Annotated in this window: 26 protein-coding genes; 11 read left to right on the top strand and 15 right to left on the bottom strand. The window is 74.2% G+C overall.

Annotation, left to right across the window (positions count from 1 at the left end; translation table 11 throughout):
* Positions 1–3: 3 nt before the first annotated feature.
* Positions 4–561, bottom strand: a complete 558-nt coding sequence (locus tag AC4BGE_RS07840; protein ID WP_490574895.1) for a hypothetical protein — start codon at positions 559–561, stop codon at positions 4–6.
* Positions 562–604: 43 nt separating this feature from the next.
* Positions 605–1,036, bottom strand: a complete 432-nt coding sequence (locus AC4BGE_RS07835) for an antitoxin (protein ID WP_490572099.1) — start codon at positions 1,034–1,036, stop codon at positions 605–607.
* 73 nt (positions 1,037–1,109) lie between these two features.
* Here AC4BGE_RS07835 and larB point away from each other — a divergent pair, with 73 nt between their 5' ends.
* The 5 genes from larB (at position 1,110) to AC4BGE_RS07810 (ending at position 7,313) form a co-directional block, all read left to right on the top strand.
* Positions 1,110–1,817 (top strand): nickel pincer cofactor biosynthesis protein LarB, encoded by a 708-nt coding sequence (gene larB / locus AC4BGE_RS07830; RefSeq protein WP_490574894.1) that lies wholly within the window; start codon positions 1,110–1,112, stop codon positions 1,815–1,817.
* Positions 1,814–3,043, top strand: coding sequence for a nickel pincer cofactor biosynthesis protein LarC (gene larC, locus AC4BGE_RS07825; protein WP_490574893.1), 1,230 nt, complete (start codon positions 1,814–1,816; stop codon positions 3,041–3,043). Before larB ends, larC begins: the two co-directional genes overlap by 4 nt.
* A 5-nt stretch (positions 3,044–3,048) precedes the next feature.
* Positions 3,049–3,666, top strand: a complete 618-nt coding sequence (locus AC4BGE_RS07820; RefSeq protein ID WP_490572096.1) for a TMEM165/GDT1 family protein — start codon at positions 3,049–3,051, stop codon at positions 3,664–3,666.
* Between the two features lie 150 nt (positions 3,667–3,816).
* A complete protein-coding gene (locus AC4BGE_RS07815) occupies positions 3,817–5,070 on the top strand; it encodes an arginine deiminase (RefSeq protein ID WP_490574892.1) in 1,254 nt (417 codons plus the stop codon).
* A gap of 89 nt (positions 5,071–5,159) precedes the next feature.
* Complete coding sequence (locus AC4BGE_RS07810) at positions 5,160–7,313, top strand: phage holin family protein (RefSeq protein WP_490574891.1); 2,154 nt, start codon at positions 5,160–5,162, stop codon at positions 7,311–7,313.
* On the opposite strand, the gene AC4BGE_RS07805 is transcribed toward AC4BGE_RS07810, so the two are convergent.
* On the bottom strand, positions 7,224–8,003 hold the full coding sequence (locus AC4BGE_RS07805; RefSeq protein WP_490574890.1) for an MBL fold metallo-hydrolase: 780 nt from the start codon (positions 8,001–8,003) through the stop codon (positions 7,224–7,226). The genes AC4BGE_RS07810 and AC4BGE_RS07805 overlap by 90 nt on opposite strands.
* Before the next feature lie 18 nt (positions 8,004–8,021).
* Complete coding sequence (locus AC4BGE_RS07800; RefSeq protein ID WP_490572092.1) at positions 8,022–8,357, bottom strand: YnfA family protein; 336 nt, start codon at positions 8,355–8,357, stop codon at positions 8,022–8,024.
* 53 nt (positions 8,358–8,410) lie between these two features.
* Between AC4BGE_RS07800 and AC4BGE_RS07795 the strand changes: the two genes are divergently transcribed.
* Complete coding sequence (locus AC4BGE_RS07795) at positions 8,411–8,938, top strand: DUF2243 domain-containing protein (RefSeq protein WP_490574889.1); 528 nt, start codon at positions 8,411–8,413, stop codon at positions 8,936–8,938.
* A gap of 146 nt (positions 8,939–9,084) precedes the next feature.
* On the opposite strand, the gene AC4BGE_RS07790 is transcribed toward AC4BGE_RS07795, so the two are convergent.
* Together AC4BGE_RS07790 and AC4BGE_RS07785 are read right to left on the bottom strand one after the other, a co-directional pair.
* Positions 9,085–10,074: a DUF5926 family protein gene (locus AC4BGE_RS07790; RefSeq protein WP_490574888.1), complete on the bottom strand. Its 990-nt coding sequence runs from the start codon at positions 10,072–10,074 to the stop codon at positions 9,085–9,087.
* 10 nt (positions 10,075–10,084) lie between these two features.
* Positions 10,085–10,867, bottom strand: a complete 783-nt coding sequence (locus AC4BGE_RS07785; RefSeq protein ID WP_490574887.1) for a glycerophosphodiester phosphodiesterase — start codon at positions 10,865–10,867, stop codon at positions 10,085–10,087.
* Positions 10,868–10,999: 132 nt separating this feature from the next.
* Between AC4BGE_RS07785 and AC4BGE_RS07780 the strand changes: the two genes are divergently transcribed.
* The 3 genes from AC4BGE_RS07780 (at position 11,000) to AC4BGE_RS07770 (ending at position 13,248) form a co-directional block, all read left to right on the top strand.
* The gene (locus tag AC4BGE_RS07780) at positions 11,000–11,638 is read left to right on the top strand and encodes a fasciclin domain-containing protein (RefSeq protein ID WP_490572088.1); all 639 of its coding nucleotides are present in this window, start codon (positions 11,000–11,002) and stop codon (positions 11,636–11,638) included.
* A 112-nt stretch (positions 11,639–11,750) separates the two neighbouring features.
* A complete protein-coding gene (locus AC4BGE_RS07775) occupies positions 11,751–12,350 on the top strand; it encodes an RNA polymerase sigma factor (protein WP_490572109.1) in 600 nt (199 codons plus the stop codon).
* Entirely contained in the window at positions 12,337–13,248 is a 912-nt protein-coding gene (locus AC4BGE_RS07770; RefSeq protein ID WP_490574886.1) for an anti-sigma factor, read from the top strand. The genes AC4BGE_RS07775 and AC4BGE_RS07770 overlap by 14 nt, the downstream gene beginning before the upstream one ends.
* Before the next feature lie 72 nt (positions 13,249–13,320).
* On the opposite strand, the gene AC4BGE_RS07765 is transcribed toward AC4BGE_RS07770, so the two are convergent.
* The gene (locus AC4BGE_RS07765) at positions 13,321–13,755 is read right to left on the bottom strand and encodes a hypothetical protein (protein ID WP_490574885.1); all 435 of its coding nucleotides are present in this window, start codon (positions 13,753–13,755) and stop codon (positions 13,321–13,323) included.
* Between the two features lie 103 nt (positions 13,756–13,858).
* A complete protein-coding gene (locus tag AC4BGE_RS07760) occupies positions 13,859–15,073 on the bottom strand; it encodes an ATP-binding protein (protein WP_490574884.1) in 1,215 nt (404 codons plus the stop codon).
* A 132-nt stretch (positions 15,074–15,205) separates the two neighbouring features.
* Here AC4BGE_RS07760 and AC4BGE_RS07755 point away from each other — a divergent pair, with 132 nt between their 5' ends.
* Positions 15,206–16,087 (top strand): Fpg/Nei family DNA glycosylase, encoded by an 882-nt coding sequence (locus AC4BGE_RS07755; RefSeq protein ID WP_490572084.1) that lies wholly within the window; start codon positions 15,206–15,208, stop codon positions 16,085–16,087.
* Between the two features lie 13 nt (positions 16,088–16,100).
* Here AC4BGE_RS07755 and AC4BGE_RS07750 read toward each other — a convergent pair whose 3' ends face one another.
* Together AC4BGE_RS07750 and aat are read right to left on the bottom strand one after the other, a co-directional pair.
* Entirely contained in the window at positions 16,101–16,541 is a 441-nt protein-coding gene (locus AC4BGE_RS07750; protein ID WP_490572083.1) for a hypothetical protein, read from the bottom strand.
* An 82-nt stretch (positions 16,542–16,623) separates the two neighbouring features.
* Positions 16,624–17,310, bottom strand: a complete 687-nt coding sequence (aat, locus tag AC4BGE_RS07745; protein WP_490572082.1) for a leucyl/phenylalanyl-tRNA--protein transferase — start codon at positions 17,308–17,310, stop codon at positions 16,624–16,626.
* A gap of 55 nt (positions 17,311–17,365) precedes the next feature.
* On the opposite strand from aat, the gene AC4BGE_RS07740 reads away from it, so the two are divergent.
* Entirely contained in the window at positions 17,366–18,046 is a 681-nt protein-coding gene (locus tag AC4BGE_RS07740) for an EcsC family protein (RefSeq protein WP_490572081.1), read from the top strand.
* Here AC4BGE_RS07740 and AC4BGE_RS07735 read toward each other — a convergent pair.
* The 5 genes from AC4BGE_RS07735 to AC4BGE_RS07715 are packed head-to-tail and all read right to left on the bottom strand — an operon-like array spanning position 18,007 to position 24,611.
* Positions 18,007–19,269: a hypothetical protein gene (locus tag AC4BGE_RS07735; RefSeq protein ID WP_490572080.1), complete on the bottom strand. Its 1,263-nt coding sequence runs from the start codon at positions 19,267–19,269 to the stop codon at positions 18,007–18,009. The two genes, AC4BGE_RS07740 and AC4BGE_RS07735, sit on opposite strands and share 40 nt — an antisense overlap.
* Positions 19,266–20,450: a hypothetical protein gene (locus AC4BGE_RS07730; RefSeq protein ID WP_490574883.1), complete on the bottom strand. Its 1,185-nt coding sequence runs from the start codon at positions 20,448–20,450 to the stop codon at positions 19,266–19,268. Before AC4BGE_RS07730 ends, AC4BGE_RS07735 begins: the two co-directional genes overlap by 4 nt.
* A gap of 8 nt (positions 20,451–20,458) precedes the next feature.
* Positions 20,459–21,544 (bottom strand): hypothetical protein, encoded by a 1,086-nt coding sequence (locus AC4BGE_RS07725; RefSeq protein ID WP_490572078.1) that lies wholly within the window; start codon positions 21,542–21,544, stop codon positions 20,459–20,461.
* Positions 21,541–22,614 (bottom strand): hydroxymethylglutaryl-CoA lyase, encoded by a 1,074-nt coding sequence (locus tag AC4BGE_RS07720; protein WP_490574882.1) that lies wholly within the window; start codon positions 22,612–22,614, stop codon positions 21,541–21,543. The genes AC4BGE_RS07725 and AC4BGE_RS07720 overlap by 4 nt, the downstream gene beginning before the upstream one ends.
* A complete protein-coding gene (locus tag AC4BGE_RS07715) occupies positions 22,611–24,611 on the bottom strand; it encodes an acetyl/propionyl/methylcrotonyl-CoA carboxylase subunit alpha (RefSeq protein ID WP_490574881.1) in 2,001 nt (666 codons plus the stop codon). The genes AC4BGE_RS07720 and AC4BGE_RS07715 overlap by 4 nt, the downstream gene beginning before the upstream one ends.
* Position 24,612: the final 1 nt, after the last annotated feature.

The following is a 24,612-nucleotide window of genomic DNA, read 5'->3' as shown; positions in this document are numbered from 1 at the left end:
GCCTCACACGCCGGCGCGCTCGCGCACCAGCGCCACCGCCCGGCGCGGATCGTCGGCGTGGAAGGTCACCCGAGTCAGAGGGCCCAGCGCCGGGCCAATCGCCGGGTCCAGCTCGACGACCACGCCCGCCTGACCGGCGACCACCATCTCCAGCTCGTCGTCGAACTGCTCGGCCGACCGCTGGGTCCGCGGCTGGCGGTGGGTGGTGCTCACCGCTCGCACCGCGGCCAGCGGGAGCGACACGTCGTGGAAGACGCTGAAGCGCAACCGCAGACGCTCGGCTGAGACCACATGCGGGTAGCAGACCAGCGAGGCGACGAACCCGGCCAGCCAGACCACGCCGACCACCCCGAGCACCAGGGCGAGCCCCTTCACCGACTCCGGGAGCAGGGCGTGCAACAGCACCGCGACGATCCCGTCGACCACGGTCAGCACGGTGAGCATCGCGACCAGCGGCCCGGAGTAGGCGATGGGCTCCTCGCCCGGCGCCACGTCCCGGCGCCCGGTCAGCAGCAGCCCGAGCGCGCGCAGCAGCATCACCTCGCGGCGTACGTGCCTCACGAGCCCACCGCCCCCCGGCCGGTCCGTCTCCCCCGCGAGCCGCCTAGGAGAGCGGCGGGTCCGTCGGGCGCTCGGAGCCTGCCTCGGGGCCGGTCCCGGGAGCGCCGTCGGACGGCGTCGGGCCCGTCGCAGGCCCCCCGGTGGACGGGCTCGACGGGCTCGACGGGCTCGACGGGCCGTCGATCTCCGCGACCGGGTCCATCCGCCGCTTGGCGGCCAGCTTGTCGAGGCCGCTGAGGAGACCGGTGCGGACCTTCTCGACCTTGTCGGCGTACTGGCCCTTGGTCTTCGTGTTCACCCGCTCGGTGGCCTTGCCGATCCAGCCCTCGACCTCGTCGCGGCGCTCGTGGGCCAGGCCACCGGCCTTCTCGACCGTCTCGTTGACCGTCTTGTCGGCCTCGTCGGCGAGCTTCTTCAGGCGGCGCTCCACCTCGAGCTCGTCGATCTTCTTCTTCATGTCGTCAGCGAAGGCCATGAGGATCTCCCGGGTCACGGTGTCGGAGCGCAGCGCGTGGGCGCGTGCGTGGCACCAGAGTAGGTTGCAGGGCGTGACGGACGGGAGCGACGAGCAGCACGGGACCACCGCCGACCTCGGCTTCGCTCGCGTCGACCTGGACCGGCGGCGCCGCACCGGCGACCCCGAGGTGGTCTACGGCGCCGGCAAGACCGCCGCCGAGGTCGCCGACATCCTCACCACCCTGCACGCCGCCCACCCCGACCGGGCGGTGCTGGCGACCCGCCTCTCCGAGGAGTCGCTCGCCGCCTGCGCCGCGGTCGGGGCCGACGTGGACGCCGTGGCGCGCACCGCCGTCCTCGGGCCGCTGCCCACGCCCCGCGGGCGCGTCGTCGTGGTCGCCGCCGGCACCTCCGACGCCCCCGTCGCCACCGAGGTCGAGGTGACGGTGCGGGTCCACGGGGCCGGCGTCGAGCGGATCACCGACGTCGGGGTCGCCGGGCTGCACCGGCTGCTCGCCGTCCGCGACCGGCTCGAGGCCGCCGACTGCCTCGTCGTCGTCGCCGGGATGGAGGGAGCGCTGCCGTCGGTCGTCGGCGGCCTGGTCGGCGTCCCGCTGATCGCGGTGCCCACCAGCGTCGGGTACGGCGCCTCGCTGGGCGGGGTGGCAGCGCTGCTGGGGATGCTCAGCTCCTGCGCACCCGGAGTCACCGTGGTCAACATCGACAACGGGTACGGCGCCGGGGTCGCGGCCGCCCGCATCGCCCGCCAGTCGGCCGCCCAGCCGGAGGAGCGCCCGTGAGCGGGACCGTGTGGATCGACGCCGCCCTCTCCGGCGCCAGCGGCGACATGCTGCTCGGCGCCCTGCTCGCGGCCGGCGTCCCGCTGGAGGAGCTGCAGTCCGCGGTCTCCGCCGTCTCGCCCGAGCCGGTCACCCTGCGTGCCGAGCGGGTGAACCGCGGCGGCTTCACCGCCACCCGCTGCCACGTCGAGGTCGCCGACTCCCAGCAGCACCGCAGCTGGCGCGACATCCAGGAGCTCCTGGGAGACGCCGACCTGGCCGAGCCGGTCCGCGAGCTGGCGCTCCGGGTCTTCGAGCGGCTCGCCGTCGCCGAGGCAGCCGTGCACGGCGTCGACCCGGCCGAGATCGCCTTCCACGAGGTCGGCGCCCTCGACGCGATCGCCGACGTGGTCGGGGTCAGCGCCGGCTTCGTCTGGCTCCGCGACCGGGTCGACGTCACCGAGGTGGTGGTCAGCGCCGTCGCGGTCGGCTCCGGCACCGTCCGCGGCGCGCACGGGGTGCTGCCGGTGCCCCCGCCCGCGGTCGCCGAGCTGTTGCGCGGCGTCCCGTCGTACGCCGGACCCGACGGCGCCCCGGAGACCGAGCTCTGCACCCCCACCGGCGCGGCGCTGCTCACCACCCTGGCCACCGGGTGGGGCGCGCAGCCGGCGATGGTCACCGAGAGGATCGGCGTCGGCGCCGGCGGCCGCGACCCCGCGGGTCACGCCAACGTGCTGCGGCTGCTCGTCGGGCACCCGACCGCCCCCGGGCCCCACGAGGTCCGGGTGAGCAGCGTCCCGGACCCGCGCCCGCTGCTCATCGAGTCCAACATCGACGACCTCGACCCGCGCCTGTGGCCCCAGGTGATCGCCGCGCTGCTGGCCGCCGGCGCGAGCGACGCCTGGCTCACGCCGATCCTGATGAAGAAGGGCCGGCCGGCGCACACCCTCTCCGTCCTGGTCGCCGCCGAGCGGGCCGAGCAGGTCCGCGCGGCGATCTTCCGGCACACCAGCACCATCGGCGTCCGCGAGATCCCGCTCGGGAAGCACGCGCTGGAGCGTGAGATGGTGGACGTCGAGGTCGACGGGCAGACCATCGCGGTCAAGCTCGCCCGGCACCACGGGGACCTCGTCAACGCACAGCCCGAGTTCGACGACGTCGTGCGGGCCGCCAGTGCCCTCGGCCGCCCGGTCAGCGAGGTGCTGGCGGACGCCGCGGCCGCGAGCCGGGCTTTCCTCAAGGAGTAGGCCACGTGGACCTCGCGGTCGTCGCGCTCACCTTCGGCGCCCTCTTCCTGGTCGAGCTGCCGGACAAGACCTTCATCGCCACCCTGGTGCTCAGCACCCGGTTCCGCCCGCTGCTGGTCTGGATCGGCGTCGGGCTCGCCTTCGCGGTGCAGACCGGGATCGCGGTCGCCCTCGGCAAGGCGGCGGCGTTCCTGCCCACCGAGGTGGTGCGGGCCGCCGCGATGGTGCTCTTCCTGGTCGGCGCGGTGCTGCTCTTCCGGGAGGCCCGCAGCCACGACCAGGCCGAGGGCGAGTCCGAGACCGAGCAGGAGTTCTCCGAGAAGGCCGCCGCCCGCGGGGAGGTGCGCGGGTTCAAGGTCGTGCTGACCTCGTTCCTGGTGCTCTTCGCCGCCGAGTGGGGCGACCTCTCCCAGCTGCTCACCCTCTCGCTGGTCGCCAAGTACGACGACCCGGTCTCGGTCTTCCTCGGCGCCTGGGGCGCCCTGTTGACGGTCTCCGGCCTCGCCGTCATCGTGGGCCGGGTGCTGCTGGCGAAGGTGAGTCTCTCGGTCCTGCACTACGCGGGCGCCAGCGTCTGCCTGCTGCTCGCGGCGCTCTCGGCCTACGAGCTGCTGGCGGGCTGAGGCCGCGGGCTCCTCGGCGAGGCGGCCGACCAGCTCGAGGACCCGCCGCCGTGGCTGGTCGACGCCCGCCGACGACTCCTGCTCCCCCGGATGCCGGAGCTGCCGCTCGCCCCGCCGCCGGGCGTGGCGCCCGCCACTAGAGTGCCGGGCATGGTCGCGACGGATCCAGCCAGCGCCCCGCCCGCCCGGCACCCGCACGGCGCCGACAGCGAGGTCGGCACGCTGCAGACGGTGATGCTCCACCGTCCCGGGCCCGAGCTCAAGCGGCTGACGCCCCGCAACAACGACAAGCTCCTCTTCGACGGCATCCCCTGGGTGAGCCGGGCGCAGGAGGAGCACGACGCCTTCGCCGCCATCCTGCGCGACCGCGGCGTCGAGGTGCTCTACCTGACCGACCTGCTGACCGAGACGCTGGCCGGCGACGAGGCGCGCGAACGCGCGATCGAGGGCGTCACCAACACCCTGCACCTCGGCGACACCATGGCGACCTACCTGCGCACCGCGCTCCACGACCACACTCCCGACGAGCTCGCCCTCTTCCTCACCGCCGGGGTCCGCAACGACGAGGTCCGCGGCGGCTTCGGCCTCGTCACCTCGCTGATGGCCAGCGACGACTTCCTCATCGACCCGCTGCCCAACCTGCTCTTCACCCGCGACTCCTCGGTCTGGATCCGCGACCGGGCGGCGATCACCTCGCTGGCGATGCCCGCCCGGCGGCGCGAGGCGCAGCTGACCGAGCTGATCTACACCCTCCACCCGCGGTTCGTCGGCACCGGCACGATCCACGGCTGGCAGCACGAGTACGTCGAGGGCGGCGACGTGCTGCTGATGTCACCGGGCGTGGTCGCGGTCGGCGTGGGCGAGCGGACGACGGCGGCCGGCGTGGAGCGCTTCGCCCGGCACCTCTTCGCCCACGGCCTGGCCCACACGGTGCTGGCCGTGCCGATCACCCAGGAGCGGGCGACCATGCACCTGGACACGGTCTGCACCATGGTCGACGTCGACAAGATCGTGATGTATCCCAACGTCGCGGACTCGCTGCGGGCCCACGCCGTCACCCAGGGCGACCCGGCCGGCGACGGCACGGGCGAGCTGCTGGTCGCCCCTGCGGAGCCCTTCCTGGTCGCGGCGGCGAAGGCGATGCAGATCGACACCCTGCACCAGATCGACACCGGGCTCGACCCGGTCACCGCCGAGCGCGAGCAGTGGGACGACGGCAACAACACCCTGGCCCTGGCGCCCCGGGTGGCGGTGGCCTACGAGCGCAACGACGAGACCAACGACCGGCTCGAGGCGGCCGGCATCGAGGTGGTCCGGATCGCCGGCTCCGAGCTCGGCTCGGGCCGGGGCGGCCCGCGGTGCATGAGCTGCCCGATCTCCCGGGCGCCGCTCCCGCCCGGCTGACGCCGGCCCGAGGCCCCTTCCGCTCTGCGACCCGGTGGGGTAGGGATGGAACGGTCCGATTGGCGAACCGCCAAGGGCTGGAGGCGCCGATGTCGAGCGACGAACCCGCCACGGCGCGCCCGGCCCGGCACCAGTGGCGGCTCACCGGCTCCGACGTGTGGCGGCTGGTGTCGACCTGGGCGGTCTCGACCGCGGTCCTGTGGCTCTCGACCCGGCTGCTGCCCGGCCTCTCCGCCTCCTCCCTCTGGCGTCTCGCGGCGGTCGCGGCGGTCAGCGGGGTGGTCGGCCTCCTGGTGCGCCCCGTGCTGGTGGAGATGAGCGTGCGGATCGCCTGGCTCACGGTGCTGCCGCTCGCCTTCGTCGTCCAGGGGGTGGTGATGCACGTCGCGATGATCGCGGTGCCCGGGATCACCTCCACCTGGGCGATCGCCTTCGCGGTGAGCTGGCTGTGCGCGATGGCCGGCACGCTGGCGGCCTACGTCGCCTCCGCGGGCACCGACGCGTCGTTCACCACCGCGCTGGCCCGGCGAAGCCGTCCGGTGGCGCCGCCCGACCCCGAGGTCGACGGGGTGGTGGTCGTCCAGCTCGACGGCGTGCCCTTCCCGGTGCTGCGCTGGGCGGTGCAGGCCGGCGGGGTGCCGACGATCCGCCGGTGGATCACCTCGGGCAGCCACCGCCTCCTGGAGTGGACGCCGCAGCTGCCCTGCACCACCCCGGCCAGCCAGCAGGGCATCCTGCACGGCACCGTGGCCGGCATCCCCGGCTTCCGGTGGTACGACCGGGAGCTGGGCCGGGTGCTGGTCGCCAACCACCCGGCGGACGCCCGGATCATCGAGGAGCGGGTCAGCGACGGCCGCGGCCTGCTCTGCGAGGACGGCACCTCGATCTCCAACCTCTTCTCCGGCGACGCTGCCCGCGCGCTGCTCACGATGAGCCGCGTCGACGCCGACCCCGGCTCGCTCCAGACCAAGCGGGCCGTCGCCTGGTTCATGCTCACCCCCACCGGCTTCGCCCGCAGCCTGACCCGCACGGTGGGCGAGGTGGTCAAGGAGCGGTGGCAGGCGCGGGTCCAGGTGCGCCAGGGGCTGGAGCCGCGGATCCCACGGACGTGGACCTTCGCGATGCTCCGCGCCCTGACCAACGCCCTCCAGCGCGACCTCAACACCGCGCTGGTCGCCGAGGAGATGCTGGCCGGCCGCAAGGTGGTCTACGTCGACTACGTGGACTACGACGAGATCGCCCACCACGCGGGGATCCTCCGGCACGAGTCGATCGCCTCGCTCGAGGGGCTCGACCGGGTGCTGGCCCAGCTCGAGCGGCTCGCGGCCCGGGCGCCGCGCCGCTACCGGCTCGTGGTCGTCTCCGACCACGGCCAGTCGCAGGGCCAGCCCTTCGCCGACCGCTACGGCCGGGACCTCGCGGCGGTCTGCGCGGAGCTGATGGCGGTCGAGGTCCGTCATCCCGTGGCCGCGGACGAGGGATGGGGCCGGGCCCACGCCCTGGTCCAGGACCTGGGCAGCGAGGGCCTGGCCGGCCGGGTCGCCCGGCCGGCCCAGCGCCGGGTCGACCGGGAGGTCGACCGGGAGAACGGCGCGAGCCCCGGGCTCACCCACGGTGGGCGGCACGCCCCGGCCGCCGACGAGGTCGTGGTGCTCGCCTCGGGCAACCTGGGCCTGCTCTACGTGCCGGGCCCGACCCGCCTCAGCCTCGACGAGCTGGACCAGCGGTGGCCGCGGCTGCTGTCCGGGCTCGCACAGCACCCGGGGGTGGGGTTCGTCGCTGGCCTCGACGAGGAGGGGGCGCCGTGGGCCCAGGGGCCCGACGGCCGGTGCCAGCTCGCGACCGGCCACGTCACCGGGAAGGACCCGCTGCGCGACTTCGGCGAGCCGGCCCGCCGGCTGCTGGCCCGCGCCGTGCTGCGCCCCGAGGCACCGGACCTCTACGTCAACAGCTCGATCGATCCGCACACCCTCGACATCGCCGCCTTCGAGGAGCTCGTCGGGGCGCACGGCGGCCTCGGCGGGTGGCAGGAGAGCGCGGTCCTGCTGGTGCCCGGCGACCTGGCCGACGCGGTGCCGCAGCGGGTGGAGGGCGCCGACCAGCTGCACCAGGTGCTGCTGGGGTTCCTGCGCCTCAGCGGCCAGCGCCGGGAGTCACCCGTCCTGGCCGACGTCGAGGGTCCAGGGCTCGCCGGGGGCGACCTGCACCACCTCGCACCCCGGAGCCCCGTCGGCGACCGCTGAGACGAAGGCGTCCAGCGGCCGCTCGAACCAGCCGCCCGCCGCCCGCATCATCGGCGGGTGCAGGGTGCCCCAGTGGACCGGCAGGGCGTACCGCGCCCCCGTCCTCGCGCAGGCCTCCGCGGCCTGCACCGGGCCCAGGTGGCCGCCGGAGAGGCGCGGGCCCCACCCGCCGATCGGCACGATCGCCACGTCCAGCCGGTCCGTCCCGGCGAGCCCAGGCAGGTCCACCATCTCCCGGTAGAGCTCGGTGTCGCCGGCGAACCACACCGTGGTGCCGCGCGAGCGGAGCAGGTGACCGTGCGCGTCGCGGGGCCGGTGCGGCAGGGGCCGGTCGTGGTGCACCGCGCGCACCAGCCGCACCTGCACCTCGCCGACGTCGAGCCACTCCTCGGGACACACCCCCCGCAGGCCCTGGCGGGTCGCCCAGCGGGCGTTGGCCGGGCCGGTGACCACCGGCACCCCGGGCACCAGCCGCAGCGACGGGATCTCGGCGTGGTCGAGGTGCAGGTGGGAGAGGAGGACGGCGTCGGTGCCGGCCCACTGCTCGGCCCGCGGCGCCGGCGGCCGGCGGCGCAGCAGGTTGTTGTGGGCTCGCAGCAGCGGGTCGGTCAGCAGTCGGCTGCCGGCCAGGTCGATCACCACGGTCGAGTGGCCCAGCCACACCAACCGGAGCAGGCCGTCTCCAGGCACTCCTCGAGCGTAGCCCCCTCAGCCCGCCCGGGGGGCGTACATGATGACCGCGACCCCGACCAGGCAGAGCGCGGCCCCGACGAGGTCGAACCGGTCGGGGCGGAAGCCGTCGACCACCATCCCCCAGGCCAGGGAGCCGGCCACGAAGACGCCGCCGTAGGCCGCCAGGATCCGGCCGAAGCCGGCATCGGGCTGGAGGGTCGCGACGAAGCCGTAGAGCCCCAGCGCGATCACCCCGGCCCCCGCCCACAGCCAGCCGCGGTGCTCCCGGATCCCCTGCCACACCAGCCAGGCCCCGCCGATCTCGAAGAGCGCGGCGACGACGAAGAGCAGGACGGAGCGCGCGACGGTCATGGGGACAGGGTGCCGCACGGGTGGGGTCCGGGCCCGGCGGGTACCAGGACGGCATGGACCACACCGCAGCCGCCGGCACCACCGGCCAGCCCGCCCGCGGACCGGCCGCGGAGCCTCCCTCGCGGGGCCCCGGCCTGATGCTCGGTCTCGGCCTGGGCGGCTTCGTCGACGGGATCGTGCTCCACCAGATCCTCCAGTGGCACCACATGGTCAGCGACGTGGAGCCGGTCGACACCGTCGCCGGGCTCGAGGTCAACACCCTCGCCGACGGCTTCTTCCACCTCGCGACCTGGTTCCTGGTGGCCGGCGGGATCCTCGCGATGATCGCCACCTGGCGGCAGGGCCGGATGGCGCCGAGCTGGGGCTTCCAGCTGGGCCTGGTGGTGGCCGGCTGGGGGATCTTCAACCTGGTCGAGGGCCTGGTCAACCATCAGCTGCTGGGTGTCCACCACGTCCGGGACGACCTCGGCGCCCCGCTCTCCTGGGACCTGGGGTTCCTGGCCTCCGGAGTGCTGCTGGTGCTGGCCGGGTGGCTCTGGCACCGCCGGGGCCTGGCCGCGATGACGGGCGCCGGGAAATGAAGGTACCCGGCCGCTGTTGACGGGGGATACAACAACGACCGGGCTGTCACAACGTACGCCACTCCGCCCCGGATCTCAAACCCCTGAGCCGGTGAATCCCGCTAGATGAGAGCGATGTCTCACTTACCGTCCCGGGGTGGCGACCGTCAGCGGATCGTCACCTGGCGGTTGGCCAGGCCGGCCCGGGCGGAGCGCTGCTCGGCGCTGAGCTCGCTCCCGTCGGCCAGCGCCGCCTCGAGGGCGGCCGCGAAGCGCGCCGCCGGCTCCTCCAGGACCTCCGCGCCGGTGCCGACCGGCAGGTCCCACACCGGGGCCAGCAGACCGTGGGCGCGGAACATCCCGACCAGGCGGGAGCCCTCGGCGACCGAGTCCTCACCGGCCGCGTGCAGCCGGGCCAGGGCGGTGAGCAGCGCGTCCTCGTCGTGCGGCATCACCCAGCGCAGGTGCTCCTTGGGGCCCACGTTCGTCCAGTACGCCGCCTCGACGCTGCGCAGCCGCACCGTGGGGTTCGCCGAGCCGTTGGCCTGCTCCAGGGCCGCCTCCATCTCGGCGTCGCGCTCGGGCACGTCGTCGATCCAGTAGCCGAAGCCGTCGTGCACGGTGATCTCCAGCGGCTCGTCGACGACGAGGTCCTGCAACCGGGGGCCGCTGCCGGGGTCGGTGGTCAGCCCGACCACGCCGCTCTCGCCGGCTGCCGCCCGCGCGAGCGCCTGCTCCAGCACCGCCGCCAGGTCGCGCGAGGGGTCGCCGAACTGGTGCTGGACCTGGAGGCCGAGCCACACGTCGCCGGAGTCGCGCACCATCGCGGGGGAGGCCATCGGCAGCAGCGAGCACAGCCGCACCGAGCCGGTCCACCCCTCGGGGGCGACCCCGTCGCGCAGCCGCAGCGGCGCGGTCGCGGCGGGCACCAGCTCGCGCAGCGCGATGATGTCGCACTCGCCGGCCAGACCCTCGAAGGGACGGGCGACGAAGGGGGCGCTCGCCCCGCCGGCCGCGCCGTGGCACGCCTTGTAGCGCTTGCCCGACCCGCAGGGACAGGGCTGGCGGGGGCCGACGGCCCCTTCGGTCCCGGCGGCGGACCCGCCGTCGCCGGGTGCCTGGGCGTCTCGTGACTTGGTGCGCGACTTCTTGGCCATGCGCGAGAACCTACCTGCCGTCCAGCAGCTCCAGCATGTAGGCCGGTCGGTCGCTGATGACCGCGCGGACCCCCAGGTCGAGGCAGAGCTCGAGGTCGGCCTGGTTGTTGACCGTCCAGACATGGATGTCCCGGTGGCTGTTCACCAGGCGCCGGGCCAGCCCCGGGTGCTCGCGCAGCTCATCGATGCCGGGACCCACCTTCCAGTGCGGCCCGATCACCCGGCGCAGCATCGGCCAGTGGTGCGCCTTCTCGATCAGCATCACCAGCTCCAGCTCGGGGGCCTGCCGCTCCACCCGCTGCAGGGCCGCCCACGAGAAGCTCATCACCCGGGCCGGGGAGCCGGCGCCGGACCAGCCGAAGTCGGCGAGCGTCTCGACCAGGCGGCGCTCCACCAGCCCGCCGTACCGGACCGGGTGCTTGGTCTCGATGGCCACCTGCACGGGCCGCTCGTAGTCCCGGACCATCTCCAGCAGGCGGCGCAGCGTGAGCACCTTGCGGTAGGAGTCGTCGAGCTCCGGGCCCTCGTCGTCCAGCTCGGCCCACGGGTTCTTCCAGCTGGCGAAGTCGAGCTCGTCGAGCTCGGCCAGGCTCATCGTGGAGACCAGGCCCGGGCTCGAGGCGGTACGCCTCAGCGTGCGGTCGTGCACGCAGACCAGGTGGCCGTCGGAGGTCAGTCGGACGTCGCACTCCAGCGCCTCCGCCCCGGCGTCCAGGGCGGCGACGTAGGCCGCCAGGGTGTGCTCGGCCTTCTCGTGGCTGGCCCCCCGATGGGCGACCACCTGCGGTCTCATAGGGGGCAGTCTGCAACATCGCGGACCCGGCGGAAAAACCTGCGTCCAGGTGCATCCGGCGACGGCACTTCTCCGGAGAAGAGGGCACCAGGGCGTCGACCGAGACGCCCACGCGTTGAGAGGAACAGTTTGATGAAGCGACTCACCGGATCTCTGGCCGCACTCGCCACCGCCGCGACCGTCTTCGGCGCCGCCATGCCCGCCGAGGCTGCGAAGGCCCCCAAGGAGAAGTCCCTCGTCTCGGCCCTGACCTCGGACGGCAACAGGTTCGACGACAACAAGTCCGACTTCGACATCGTCACCGAGGCCGCGCTGGCCGTGGTCGGCGCGAAGCCCGACTCCCCGGTGGCCCTGCTCGCCGACGGCTCGACCCGCCTGACGGCCTTCGCGCCGACCGACCAGGCCTTCCGCCTGTTCGCCCAGGACCTCACCGGCAAGACCATCCAGAGCGAGGAGGAGATCTTCAACACCCTCGTGGAGGCCGCCGGGGTCGACACCATCGAGACCGTGCTGCTCTACCACGTGGTCCCGGGCGCCACCCTGACCAGCAACAAGGTGCTGAAGTCCAACAAGGCCAAGCTGACCACCGCCCAGGGCGGCAAGGTCAAGGTCAAGATCGCCAAGAAGGGCAAGCGCACCGTGATCACGCTCGTCGACCGCGACCGCAACGACAAGGACCCCCGCGTCGTGCTCAAGGCGCTCGACCTCAACAAGGGCAACAAGCAGGTGGCGCACGGCATCGACCGGGTGCTCCGCCCGATCGACCTGTGACACGCGCCTGAGGGCTCCCGGAGACACCGTGCGGGCGACCTCTCCACGCTCCCGGGCACGGTGGGTGATCCCCCGGACCCACCGTGCTCGGGGTAGCGTGAGCGCCGTGACGATGACCGTCGGGCCCGCCGGGCCCGAGCCGACGGCCGGCGAGGTCGCCGTGGGCCTCGGCGCCGGCGACGGCGAGATGCTGGCGGAGGCCTACCGCCGGTGGTCCTCGCTCGTCCACACGGTGGCCCTGCGGGCGCTGGGCAACCACCACGAGGCCGAGGACGTCACCCAGCAGGTCTTCGTCTCCGCATGGCGCAGCCGGCACACCCTGGTCCCCACGGAGCACGCGCTGCCGGCCTGGCTGATCGGGATCACCCGGCACCGCATCGCGGACCGCCGGGCCGAGCGGGCCCGCGACGCCCACCGGGTCTCCGCCGCGGCGGCCCAGGCCACCGGGGAGCAGGCCCAGCTCACCGGGGCCGCCGGCACCGGCACCGACCACGAGGCCGGTCTAGTCGACCGTTTGGTCGTCGCCCAACATCTTGAGAGCCTCGGTGACCCCCGCGGCACCATCCTGCGACTGGCCTTCCACGAGGACCTCACCCACGAGCAGGTCGCCGCCCGCCTGGGGCTGCCGCTCGGCACCGTGAAGAGCCACGTCAGGCGGGGACTTGCCCAGCTCCGCAAGACCTTGGAGGAGGTGAACCGTGCAACCGCATGACGACCGGGACGCGCACGTCGACGACCAGCTCCTCGCCGCCCTCGCCCTCGACGAGACGGGTCACGAGCCCGGAGACCACGAGGCGGGTCACGACGGGCCCGATCACGACACGTTGAACCGGGCCCGCGCCCATGCCGAGGCCTGCGCCGACTGCGGCGCCGAGGTCGAGGCGCTCCGCGAGATCCTCGCGGTGGCCTCGGCTGCCGGCGACGAGGTGCTGGTGACGCCCCCGCCCTCGGTCTGGGCGGCCATCTCCGCGGAGATCGCAGGAATCGAGCAGGAGCAGCCCGCGACCGCCGGCGCCTCGGCTCCCAGCCCCTCCCCCGGGACCCGGTCGACCGGTCCTGCCGCTCCCGTCCCAGCCCCCGTCCCGATGGCCGGCGGGGCCGGTGACCGGGCCGGTGACGGGGCGACGGTCTCCGACCTCGACGCGCGGCGCCGCGGCGTCCCGACGTGGATGGCGGGGACCGCCGCCGCGGTGACGCTCCTCGTCGGGCTCGGCGGCGGGATGCTGCTCGCCGGCGACGGCGACGAGGCCCCCGAGGCGTCCCCCGAGCCCACCGTGGTGAGCACCGCCAAGCTGGCCTCGCTCGACGCCGCCGCCCAGGACCGGGGCCGCGCCCAGGTCCGGCGCGAGGACGACGACCGGGTGGTGCTCCAGGTCCAGGCCCAGGAGCTCGACGGACCCGAGGGCATCCGCGAGGTGTGGCTGATCAACGTCGACGGCACCCGGATGATCTCGCTCGGCCTGCTCAACGACGGGGAGGCCGGCGACTTCGAGTTCCCCGAGGAGCTGCTCGACGAGGGCTACCGGATCGTCGACATCTCCTACGAGCCCGGCGACGGGGACCCGACCCACTCCGGGGAGAGCCTCGCGCGGGGCACGCTCGACGGCTGAGAGGCTGCGCGGGCGCCGTTCGGTGCCGTCAGGCGCTGGTCAGCCGGTGGTCAGGCGCTGGTCAGGCGCTGGTCAGCCGGTGGCGGCGGAGTCTCGCAGGTCGAGGTGCTGCTGCCAGCTGCCGCGCACGGCGTCGTACATCCGGTCGCACAGGATGCGGTCGACCTCGGTCTTGTGCTGGGGGAAGAAGTAGACGTCGACCGGACGCCCGTTCTCCTCGGTGACCAGGCGGAAGGCGTGGAACATCGCCACCCGTGAGGGGCGCTCGACGTCCATCAGCTCCGGGAAGCGGATCTCGAAGGCGGAGCCCTCGGGCATCCGCGGGTCGATGGTGCGCCAGATGATCTGGTGGCTGGTGACGAACAGGGTGCCCGAGTAGTCCTGGGCGCCCTGGACGCACCGCAGGTGCGCCAGGTGGACCGGCTGCTCGACGGGCAGCATCACGGGTCGCACGAGCCCCCAGTAGGGGCCCGCGGCCACGCGGTCGGCCAGGTTGCCATTCACCATGGGCGACAGGCTAGGTGCGGGGACCCGCAGCCACCGGGCGAATGCGCAGGACTTTACCTACCGCATGAGCCAGGTCACCTCCGCCTCCCAGCGCCCCGGCGACTCAGCCGCGCTCGCGCAGGTACCTGCCGAAGTGCGGGACGGTGAAGGCGATCCGGCCCCGCTCGCCGGAGTAGATCAGCCCCTTCTTCAGCAGCGCGTCACGCGCCGGGGAGAGCGACTGCGGCTTCTTGTCCAGCATGGCCGCGACCTCGGCGGTGGGCACCGAGGCGATGTCGTCGAGCTCCTCCTCGCCCGCCTCCGCGATGGCCACGGCGGCGTCCGCCATGGCCCGCAGGTACTCCCGCTCGCCCGGGGTCGCCCGCTCGTAGCGGGAGCCGAAGAAGCCGACCGCGAGCTCCGCCTCCGCCTCCGGCGAGGCCACCGCCACGTCGTCGACGGTGATCGGCGAGCGCGGGGCGAGGTCCCAGACCGCCTTGCCGTAGGCCTGGATGAAGTAGGGGTAGCCGCCGGTGGCGGCATACATGGAGGCCAGCGCGTCCTCGGTGAAGCAGGCGTCCTCCTCCTCGGCCGGGGTGGCCAGCGCCCGGTCGGCGGCCTCCCGGGAGAGGCGGTCGATGCGCTGGTAGCGGAAGAGGCGCTCGGAGTAGGACTTGCTCGCCGAGAGCACCGCCGGCAGGTGCGGCAGCCCGGCGCCGACCACGATCATCGGGAGCCCGCTCTGGCTCATCTCGTGGCAGGCGGCGCAGAGGGCCGAGACGTCGTCGGGGCCGAGGTCCTGCATCTCGTCGATGAAGACCGCCACGCCCTTGCCGACGTCGGCGGCCAGCCCCCCGACGTCGGTGAAGAGCTCGACCAGGTCGATCTCGATGTCACCGGAGTCGGCGCGGCCGCGCACCACGGGGGCGTCGATGCCGGGGTTCCACTGGTCCTTCAGCTTGGCGCCGACCCCGGCGTCGCGCTGGGCGAAGGCGCGGATCACCCCGAGCACGTGGTCGGCGTCCTCGGCCCGCGGGTGGCCCAGCTCGCGGACCGCCTGGTGCAGCGCGCTGGACAGGGGGCGCCGCAGCCCCTGGTCGGGCCTGGCCTCGAGCTTCCCGGTCCCCCACCGCTTGCGGACCGCCGCCGAGCGCAGCGCGTTGAGCAGGACGGTCTTGCCGACCCCGCGCAGGCCGGTGAGCACCAGGGAGCGCTCGGGCCGCCCGGCCGCGATCCGCTCCAGGACCACGTCGAAGGCGCGGAGCTGCTCGTCGCGACCGGCGAGCTCGGGCGGGCGCTGTCCCGCGCCGGGGGCGTACGGGTTCCTGATGGGGTCCACGATGGCACGGTATCCGGCTCTCTAGCCGGACGCCTAGATTGGGCAAGCGAGCGGCAGACGGGTCGCGGAGCCCGGGGTGGGAGGAGACGTCGGGCCGGTGCCGCGGGGGCGCCCGGGGTCTAGGCTCGGGGCATGCCCGAGCTGCCCGAGGTCGAGGCCCTCGCCCACGACCTCGACCGGAGACTCCGCGACCGGCCGATCACCCGGATCGACCTGGCGGCGTTCAACGCGCTCAAGACCTTCGACCCGCCCCTGACCGCGCTGCACGGCACGCTGGTCGACCGGGTGGGCCGGCACGGCAAGTTCCTCGACATCGAGGCCGGCGGGATCCACCTGATCATCCACCTGGCCCGGGCCGGGTGGATCCGCTGGCGCGAGCAGGTGCCGGCGCTGCCCGCCAAGCCCAGCTCCAAGAACCCCCTGGCCATGCGGATCGTGCTCGACGAGGACGACGCCGGCCACACCAACGGGCTCGACGTGACCGAGGCCGGCACCAAGAAGAGCCTCGCCGCCTACGTCGTGCGCGACCCCGCCGAGGTCGAGGGCATCGCCAGGCTGGGCCCGGACCCCCTCGTCGAGGAGTTCACCCCGCAGGCGCTCCACGAGATCCTCCAGGCCGCGGGACGGTCCCAGCTCAAGGGGGTCTTGCGCCACCAGGGCACCATCGCCGGCATCGGCAACGCCTACTCCGACGAGATCCTGCACGCCGCGCGGATGTCGCCCTTCAAGCCGGCCAACAGTCTCGACGACGACGAGCTGGCGGTGCTCCACGACGCCATCAAGGTCACCCTCGGCGACGCCGTCGAGCGCAGCAGCGGGCTGGCGGCCAGCGAGCTGAAGGGTGAGAAGAAGTCGCACCTGGCGGTGCACGGCCGCACCGGCCAGACCTGCCCGGTCTGCGGCGACACGGTCCGCGAGGTCAGCTTCGCCGACTCCAGCCTCCAGTACTGCCCCACCTGCCAGACCGGGGGCAAGCCGCTGGCCGACCGGCGGATGAGCCGGCTGCTGAAGTGACGCGACGCCGGGGTCAGTCGGTCGGCGACTCCTGCGGCACTCCCGTACGGCGGCTGCCCAGACAGGTCGAGTCGTTGTAGGCGAAGAACTCCTCGACCTCCCCCAGCTGCTTCTCGGTCAGCTCCGACTCCAGCGCGACCACGTCCTCCTGGTCGGCGTCGTCGTCGACCTGGGCGATCAGCTCGCTCCAGGTCCGGTGGCCGGCGCGGCCCTCCTCCGACATGCCCTCCGGGGGCCCGATCTCGGCCATCTGGCGGCCCCACTTCTTCAAGGTGGCCACCACCTCGGAGTCGGAGGTCCCGAGGTCCTGCTCGGCGCGCTCGTTGAAGAAGTCCCGGTAGGCGCTGCAGTAGCGCTGCTCGGTGCTGGCCTCCGGCTCCGGCTCCTCGCCCCCGCACCCGAGCGCCGCGAGCCCGACCAGGAGCAGGACCCAGGCCAGGCGAGCGGACTTCATGAGCACAGAGTGCCGCATGGACACCAACGAGCGCACCGTTGGGTCTCATGTGAGATGCGCCTCACTCCGGCCGTCCGCCGCCTCAGCGGGTGAACGGCGCGGGCAGGGGCGCCTCCAGCGCGACCCGGAGCCGGGTGGCGTAGGCGCGCCGATCGAGCTCGACCACTCCCAACGAGGCCAGGTGGTCGGTGCTCCACTGCACGTCGAGCAGGCGCCGGTCGGCGTGCTCGTCGCGCAGCATGTCGACCAGGGCCATGAGCGCGACCTTGGAGGCGTCGGTGGCCCGGTGGAACATCGACTCGCCGGCGAAGAGCCCGCCGATCGCCACGCCGTACAACCCTCCCACCAGGCGGCCGTCCCGCCAGGCCTCCACCGAGTGCGCCCAGCCGAGGCGGTGCAGGTCGCCGTAGGCACGGCGGATGTCGACGTCGATCCAGCCGTCACGGCGGGCGGGGTCGCCGCACGCCGCCACCACGTCGTCGAAGGCGGAGTCGACCCGGATCTCGAACTCGCGTGCGGAGCGGCGCATCGACCGGGAGACCCGCAGGCCGTCCAGCGGCAGCACGCCGCGGCGCACCGGGCAGAACCAGTACGGCGGGTCGCCCGGGCTGCCCGACGGCATCGGGAAGAGCCCGTGCCGGTAGGCGGCCAGCAGCGTGCCGGGAGCCAGGTCGGCGCCGATCGCGACCAGATCCTCCTCGGGATCCATCCGGCCCGGCGCACCCAGCATCTCGAAGGCCCAGGGTGAGGGCGGCGGCTCCACAGGCACCCTGACAACCTAACCTTTCGCCCGTGGTTGCGCGCCCCGGCCTAGGCTGGGCGCCATGGGGATCCCAGGCTCGATCGGCAAACGGCTCGCCCCCAAGGTGGGCAACCTCGCACCCGGCTACACCAGCCGGGCAGTGCTGGAGGCGTTCCGGCGGGCGGTGGACGGCGTCGGGCCCCTCCCGCCGGCGGCCAAGGCGGCCGACAAGCAGCTGGCCGAGCAGCGCGGCGACGTCGACCGCGCGATCCACGAGGTGATCGAGAACCACGTCCGACTGGCCGGCGCCCAGGGCTTCGGCACCAACCTCGGCGGCCTGGTCACCCTCGCGGTCGCCCTGCCGGCCAACATCGCCGGCCTGGCGCTGATCCAGTGCCGGATGATCGCGGGCATCGCCCACCTGCGCGGCCACGACCTCGACGACCCCCGGGTCCGCAACGCGGTGCTCGCCATCCTGCTCACCGAGGAAGTCGTCGACGACCTGGTCAAGCGGAAGAAGATCCCCGGCACCCCGATGGCGCTGGCCACGGCGCCGGCCGTGGAGGCGGCGCTGGCCGGCCTCATCGCCGCCGAGGTGGCCAACGTGCTGATCGCCAAGGTCGCGGGCAAGCGGCTCGCGACCGTGGCCGGCCGGCGGATCCCGGTGCTCGGCGGCGTGGTCGGGGCCGGCGCCGACGGCTACTCCACCTGGCAGGCCGGCCGCTACGCCGGCAGGGAGCTCCTGCCCCGGGCCCGTCGGTAGACCATCAGCGCCCCGCGCCCCAGCCGGCTCTCCTCCATCAGCCGGACCAGTCGCTCGCGCAGCCGGTAGGTGGGCCGCAGGTAGGAGCGCTCCAGCGCGGCCCGGGTCTCGTGGAGCTGGTGGGCCAGGTCGGCCTCCACGTGCCGGAGCCGGGCGCCCTCGACCAGCAGGGCCGAGATCGCGTCGACCGCGGCCCGTGAGACGGCCGCCTCCTCGGGCTCGTCGGGGTCGGCCCACGGGCCCGGCTCCGCGGCGCCCAGCAGGTCCTTGAGGTCCCCCACCACGTCGTAGCCGCGCCGTTCGATCTCCTCCACCCAGGTGGTCGAGAGCCCGCGCGCCCAGGCGTGCAGGTCGGGCGGGAGCGCCAGCCGGGGCGACCCCTCGCGGCGCGAGAGCGTCTGGTGGGCGAGGAGCTCGCGGACCAGCGGGCGGTAGTCGGCCGGGTCGACGGTCTTGACCACCTGCCGGTTGATCCGCCGCAGCAGGGCCGTCTCGGCGACCCCCAGCGACGGGTTGGCCCGCTGGGGAGTCAGGTCGAGGTCGATCCCGTCGAGGCCGAAGGCGGTGCTGAACCGCTGCCACAGCTCGTCGCGCGGGGCACCCGGCGCCGGGACGGTGACCAGGTGGATGCGCTCCGGCGGGATGGTCGATCCCCACCGGTTGATGATGTCGGGCAGCTCCTGCACGCCCCAGAACCAGGAGCCGATCCGGCTGTCGCGGTCGGGGTCGGCGATCTGCTGGAGGAACTTCGCATAGCTGATCGTGCTGCGGTGCTTGACGTTCTCCTGCCACTCCGCCGGGATCTGCCGCACCAGGTCGCGCACCGAGAGGATCAGGTGGACCTCGGCGTCGGCGCCGTCCTCGCCGGCCAGTGAGGTGAGCGCCCGGTCGACCTGCATCCGGGAGGCGGTGGCCAGGATCTCGTGGCTGACGATCGAGGTGCCGGGCCACGCTCGCACCTGCTCGGCGAGCCGGTCCCAGGCACCGACGGCCTCGAGCTCCAGCCCACCCCAGGTGAGCTTCATCAGGTCGAGGGCGGCGAGGAAGTGGGCGTCGAACCGCTCGGCGGGGTAGGAGATGCCGTGCTCGCGCAGCACCTCGGCGTTGCGGAACAGCACGTCCTGGAGGTGCGAGGTGCCCGTCTTGGGCGTGCCGACGTGGACCAGCACCCGCCGGCGCGCCGGTGCGCCCGCGCCCGTCTCGGCTCCCGCCACGCCTGTCACACCGCTTCCTTCCAGCCACCCAGGAGCATCCGCACCGCCAGGGAGAGTACGCCGTCGGGTCCGCCGCCCGGCGAGGAGTCCCGCCGCGGCGCGTCGACCGCGGGGGCGGGCACCAGGTCGACAGGGTAGCCAGCGCGGCCGAGCCGGCGGCTCATCCGCCGGGCCCGCCGCTCCACCCACTCGCGGTGCTCGTCGGTCACCTCGGGCAGCGCGGCGCCGCCCTGCCCGGCGGTGGCCCCGCCTGCGCCTCGCCCGTCACCCCGCGCACCCAGCGCACCCAGGGGCACGAAGACGTCGGCCGGCAGCCGGGGCAGCAGCCCCTCGCGCAGCAGCAGGGTCCGGCGCGGGCCGGTGACCATCAGCCCCAGCACCGCGGCCACCCGCCGGGCCAGCTCGGCGGCCTCCTCGCCCGGCCGCGGCGGCACGGGCAGACGGCGTACACCGACCAGGCGGGGCAGCCCGGCCCACTGCGGGGTGCCCTCGAGCAGCACGTGCACGTGCTCGCGGCCGCGGCGCTGCTCCCAGGTGCGCACCACCCTGGGCAGGTCGACCCGCGGCGGCACCTCGTTGCGCTGGTGCCAGGTCTCCAGCCAGGAGGGCCAGCTGCCGACGCCGTGGTCGAAGCAGTTGGCGGTCCAGGCGTCGGCCAGCATCCGGTCCAGGTCGGCGCCGAGCACCACGATCTCGCCGCCCGGGCGCGGGGGGCGGCCGCGGGCCACCAGGTCACGCCGGACCGGGTCGGCCAGCAGCGGGTCGCCGACCAGGCGGTAGCGGCGGCGCCACGGGCGGGGCAGCGCGTCGGCGCGCCGCGCCACCGGGCCGAGGTCGACGAGGTCCTGGGTGAGCAGGTAGGTGGCGACCCGGAGCAGCTCCTCCTCCGGCAGCCGGCTGGGGTCCACCGGGCGGGCACCGAAGCGGGAGTCCTGCCCCGCGCCCTCCAGCTCCAGGTCGGGCCGCCCCCGGCCGGGGGCGCTGGCCTCCAGCACCCGGCGGGCCAGCTCGGGCGGCACCTCGCGGCCGGTCGCGTTGAGCCGGCGCAGCAGCTCCAGCTGCTGGGCCCCCGGCACCACCCGGCCGGCGGGCTCGGCCGCGGTGTGCCACTGGGACCACTCGGTGGTACCGCCGTCGAGCAGGTGCCGCACCCATCCCCAGGCGCGGTCCCGGCCGCTGTCGCCAGACACGGGCGGCGTCACTTGCCGAGGAGCTGCTGGGTCCGGGTGCGGATCAGGCCCGTGACGCCCTGGCCGTCGGCGCGGGCCGCCGCCTCGTGGGTCATGGCGGTCAGCGCGTCCATGGCAGCGGCCAGCTGGGGCCGGGCCCGGACCTTGTCGGGGTTGACCCACCGGGTCTCGGGGTCGGGTCGGCGGGGCCGCAGGTCCTCCACGTCGCCGACCACGTCGATGCCCGAGGAGGCGATCCAGTCGATCCAGGCGGTGGCCTGCTGGTCGGCCCAGTCATAGCGGTCCGGCGGCAGGGTCACCGGCTGGGACTCGCGGTTGGCCAGCTCGCCCTGGGCGAGCATCTGCCGCACCAGCACGTCGTACGTCGGCTCGGTGCGCAGGTCGAGGCCGAGGCGCCGGTTGAGCTTGCGCAGCAGCTGCACCTCGGCGATCCCCAGCGACCGGTTGGAGCGCTCGCTGTCCAGGGGCGCCCAGGCGGGGTCGATGCCGAAGGCGGCGGAGAACCGCTCCCAGAGCACGTCGCCGGCGCGCCCGTGCGGGACGGTGACCAGGTGGACCCGCTCGGGGGGTAGCTTGGCGCCCCACCGCGAGAGCACGGTGGGCAGGTCGAAGGCCTTGCCGAACCAGGTCTCGCCGCGCTCCATCTTGGCCAGGAACCTGCGGTAGGTCCACCGGCGGCCCTGCTTGATGGTCTCCTGCCAGGCGGCCGGCAGCTGGCGGCCGAGGTCGCGGGCGGAGTAGACCACGTGCACCTCGAGGCCGGCGAGGTCGTTCATCGCCTTGGCGATCTTGTCGGGCTTGGCCGCCGCCAGGATCTCGTGGCTGACGATCACCGTCCCGCTGGCCCGGCGCGTCTTGGCGACCAGGGCGTCCCAGTGGCCGTCCATGTGGCCGGGGCGGCCACCCCAGTCCTGGTCGAGCAGGTCCAGCGCCGCCCGGAACTGGAACAGGTCGGCGGGGATGAAGCGGTTCTTGGTGGGGATGGTGACCCCGTGACGCGCCAGCTCGGCGGCGTTGCGGGTCAGCCGGTCCTGCAGGTAGGTGGTCCCGGTCTTCGGGGCACCGATGTGCAGGTAGACGACCGGGTTGCTCATGCCTCGGATTCTGCCAGCCCACCGGTTCCGGCGAGTGCGCGCACCACCGCCGAGGGGCTGGGCCGGCCGAGCCGGTCGGCCATCCACGCGCTGGTCGCCACCACCGCGTCGAGGTCGACCCCGGTCTCGATGCCCAGGCCCCGCAGCATCCAGAGCAGGTCCTCGGTGGCGAGGTTGCCGGTCGCGGACTTGGCGTAGGGGCAGCCGCCGAGGCCGCCGGCACTGGCGTCGAACGTGGTGATCCCGGCCTGCAGGGCGGCGTGGGTGTTGGCCAGCGCCTGGCCGTAGGTGTCGTGGAAGTGCATCGCCAGCCGGTCGACGCCGACCCCGGCCTCGGCGAAGGCGGCGACCAGGGCCTTGACGTGGCCCGCGGTGGCGACCCCGATGGTGTCGCCCAGGCTCAGCTGGCCGGCACCCAGCTCCAGCAGGCGGACGCCGGCGCGCACGACCTGCGCCGGCGGCACCGCCCCCTCCCACGGGTCGCCGAAGCACATCGAGAGGTAGCCGCGCACCTCCAGGCCGGCGTCCCGGGCACGCCGTACGGTCGGCTCGAACATCGCGAACTGCTCGTCGTAGCTGCGGTTGAGGTTCTTGCGGGCGAAGGTCTCGGTCGCCGAGCCGAAGACGGCGACGTGCTCGAGACCGAGCTCGAGCGCGCGGTCCAGGCCGCGCTCGTTGGGCACCAGGACCGGCATCCGGCGGGCAGCGTCGCCGAGCCGGTCGACCAGCAGGCCCATCAGCTCGGCGGCGTCGGCGAGCTGCGGCACCCACTTCGGGTGGACGAAGCTGGTCGCCTCGATGATCGGCAGTCCCGCCTCGTGGAGCCGCGTGACCATCTCGGCCTTGACCTCGACCGGCACCACGGTCTGCTCGTTCTGCAGGCCGTCGCGGGCGCCGACCTCGTAGACCGTCACCTGCGCCGGCAGCCCCTCGGCGCCGAACGTCATCGGCAGCGGTCGCTCCGACGACCCCTCGCGATGACGTCCCGCGGCGGCAGCGGCGGCAGCGGCGGTGGCGGCGGTGGCGGCGGCAGCGGCGGTGGCGGCAGCGGGGGTGGCGGGGTCGCTCACGGCGCGACCTCCTCGACGACGAAGAGGGGGGCACCCATCGCCACCTGGGCGCCGGCGACGGCGGAGACCGCGGTGACCACGCCGGCGAAGGGCGCCTTGAGGGAGAGCTCCATCTTCATGGCCTCCATCATGCCCAGCACCTGGCCCTCGGCGACCCTCTCGCCTTCGGCGACCGTCACCTCCAGCACCGTGCCGGGCATCGGCGCGGTGAGGACGCCGTCGCCGACGACGGCGGCGTGGTCGCCGAAGACGTCGGGCCGGGCGAAGACGTGGCGCTGGCCCAGGTGGACCACCTCGACCGCGTGCGGCTGCACGTCGACCACCGCGCGGTGCCGCCGTCCGTCGATCCGCAGCACGACCACGTGGTCGGCCACCTCGAGCTCCTCCACGTCGTACGGGCGTCCCTCGTCACTGCCCTCGTGGACCTCACCGCGACGCCGGTCGACGGTGAGCACCCGGAGCTCGCCGTCGTGCTCCAGCTCGACCAGCACCGGGGCGGCCTCGCCGGCCAGCCGCCAGCCGTCGGCGGCGAAGGGGTCGCCGGCGGGCCCGCCGGTGACCCGGACGTCGAGCAGCGCGGCCTCGGTCCAGGCGGCGATCGCCAGCGGCACCTCCGCGTCGGGCGCGGCGAGGGTGACCCGGTCCAGCCAGGCGGTGTCGATGGCGGTGTCGCGGAACTCCTCGGAGGCGACCAGCGCCCGGAGGAAGCCGGTGTTGGTGGTCAGGCCGAGGATCGCGGTGCGGTCCAGGGCGGCGACCAGGCCGAGGCGGGCGGACTCACGGTCCGGCCCGTGCACGACCACCTTGCCCAGCATCGGGTCGTAGGAGGTGCTGACCACCTGCCCGCTCTCCAGGGCGTGGTCGACCCGGACGCCGGGACCGTCGGGCCAGCGCACCAGCGAGGCGGTGCCGGCCTGCGGCAGGAAGCCGCCGAAGGAGTCCTCGGCGTAGACCCGCGCCTCGATGGCGTGGCCGGCGAGGTGCAGCTCCTCCTGGCGCAGGACGAGCGGCTCCCCGGCGGCGACGCGGATCTGGTGCTCGACCAGGTCGAGGGGTCCCTCTGCAGCCGAGCCGGTCGAGACCACCGCCTCGGTGACCGGGTGCTCGACCTGGAGGCGGGTGTTCATCTCCAGGAAGTAGAACTCTCCGGTGGCGTCGTCGAGCAGGAACTCCACCGTCCCGGCGCCGCGGTAGCCGACCTGCCGGGCCAGGGCCACCGCGGAGGAGGTGATCGCGGCGCGCTGCTCGGGGGTGATCGTGGGCGCCGGCGCCTCCTCGAGCACCTTCTGGTGGCGGCGCTGGGTGGAGCAGTCGCGCTCGAAGAGGTGGACGACGTTCCCGTGGGCGTCGGCCATCACCTGGACCTCGACGTGGCGACCGGACTCGACGTACTTCTCGATCAGCAGGGTGTCGTCGCCGAAGGCGCTGCCCGCCTCCCGCCGCGCGGCGGCCACGCCCGCGTCGTAGTCGGCCTCGTCGCGGACCACCCGCATCCCCTTGCCGCCGCCGCCGGCGGCCGCCTTGACCAGCACCGGCCAGGCGAAGGCGTCGGGGTCGTCGTCGATCCCGTAGGAGGGCACCACCGGGACGCCGGCGGCGAGCGCGACCTCGCGGGCCCGGTCCTTGCGGCCCATCAGGTCCATCACCTCGGCGGTGGGGCCGACCAGCGTGACGCCGGCGGCCTCGAGCGCGCGGGCGAAGGCGGCGCGCTCGCTGAGGAAGCCGTACCCGGGATGCACCGCGTCGGCCTCCGACCGCAGGGCGGCCTCGACCACCGCGTCGATGTCGAGGTAGCTGTCGACGTAGACCGAGTCGTCGGCGGCGCGCACGTGCGGGGCGTGGCGGTCGGTCTCGGTGTGCACCGCAACCGTACGGATGCCGAGCCGGCGGCAGGTACGCATCACCCGGAGCGCGATCTCACCGCGGTTGGCGACCAGCAACGTGCGGATCGGCCCGTCGGCGCTGAGGCGCCGGGGGTCCGTCGGAGGCTGGGTCATC

The sequence above is a fragment of the Nocardioides sp. Z50_6 genome (assembly GCF_058215755.1).
This window is presented reverse-complemented; position numbering and strand designations above follow the sequence as displayed.

Excerpts from the sequence above, each read along its gene's own strand:
- AC4BGE_RS07795 (WP_490574889.1), top strand. The coding sequence starts at position 8,411 with ATGGACCACACCGCAGCCGCCGGCACCACCGGCCAGCCCGCCCGCGGA.
- AC4BGE_RS07755 (WP_490572084.1), top strand. The coding sequence starts at position 15,206 with ATGCCCGAGCTGCCCGAGGTCGAGGCCCTCGCCCACGACCTCGACCGG.
- AC4BGE_RS07715 (WP_490574881.1), bottom strand. The coding sequence starts at position 24,611 with ATGACCCAGCCTCCGACGGACCCCCGGCGCCTCAGCGCCGACGGGCCG.
- AC4BGE_RS07750 (WP_490572083.1), bottom strand. The coding sequence starts at position 16,541 with ATGAAGTCCGCTCGCCTGGCCTGGGTCCTGCTCCTGGTCGGGCTCGCG.
- AC4BGE_RS07765 (WP_490574885.1), bottom strand. The coding sequence starts at position 13,755 with ATGGTGAATGGCAACCTGGCCGACCGCGTGGCCGCGGGCCCCTACTGG.
- AC4BGE_RS07740 (WP_490572081.1), top strand. The coding sequence starts at position 17,366 with ATGGGGATCCCAGGCTCGATCGGCAAACGGCTCGCCCCCAAGGTGGGC.
- AC4BGE_RS07780 (WP_490572088.1), top strand. The coding sequence starts at position 11,000 with ATGAAGCGACTCACCGGATCTCTGGCCGCACTCGCCACCGCCGCGACC.
- AC4BGE_RS07810 (WP_490574891.1), top strand. The coding sequence starts at position 5,160 with ATGTCGAGCGACGAACCCGCCACGGCGCGCCCGGCCCGGCACCAGTGG.
- AC4BGE_RS07790 (WP_490574888.1), bottom strand. The coding sequence starts at position 10,074 with ATGGCCAAGAAGTCGCGCACCAAGTCACGAGACGCCCAGGCACCCGGC.
- AC4BGE_RS07775 (WP_490572109.1), top strand. The coding sequence starts at position 11,751 with ATGACCGTCGGGCCCGCCGGGCCCGAGCCGACGGCCGGCGAGGTCGCC.
- AC4BGE_RS07785 (WP_490574887.1), bottom strand. The coding sequence starts at position 10,867 with ATGAGACCGCAGGTGGTCGCCCATCGGGGGGCCAGCCACGAGAAGGCC.
- AC4BGE_RS07800 (WP_490572092.1), bottom strand. The coding sequence starts at position 8,357 with ATGACCGTCGCGCGCTCCGTCCTGCTCTTCGTCGTCGCCGCGCTCTTC.
- AC4BGE_RS07835 (WP_490572099.1), bottom strand. The coding sequence starts at position 1,036 with ATGGCCTTCGCTGACGACATGAAGAAGAAGATCGACGAGCTCGAGGTG.
- AC4BGE_RS07815 (WP_490574892.1), top strand. The coding sequence starts at position 3,817 with ATGGTCGCGACGGATCCAGCCAGCGCCCCGCCCGCCCGGCACCCGCAC.
- AC4BGE_RS07725 (WP_490572078.1), bottom strand. The coding sequence starts at position 21,544 with ATGAGCAACCCGGTCGTCTACCTGCACATCGGTGCCCCGAAGACCGGG.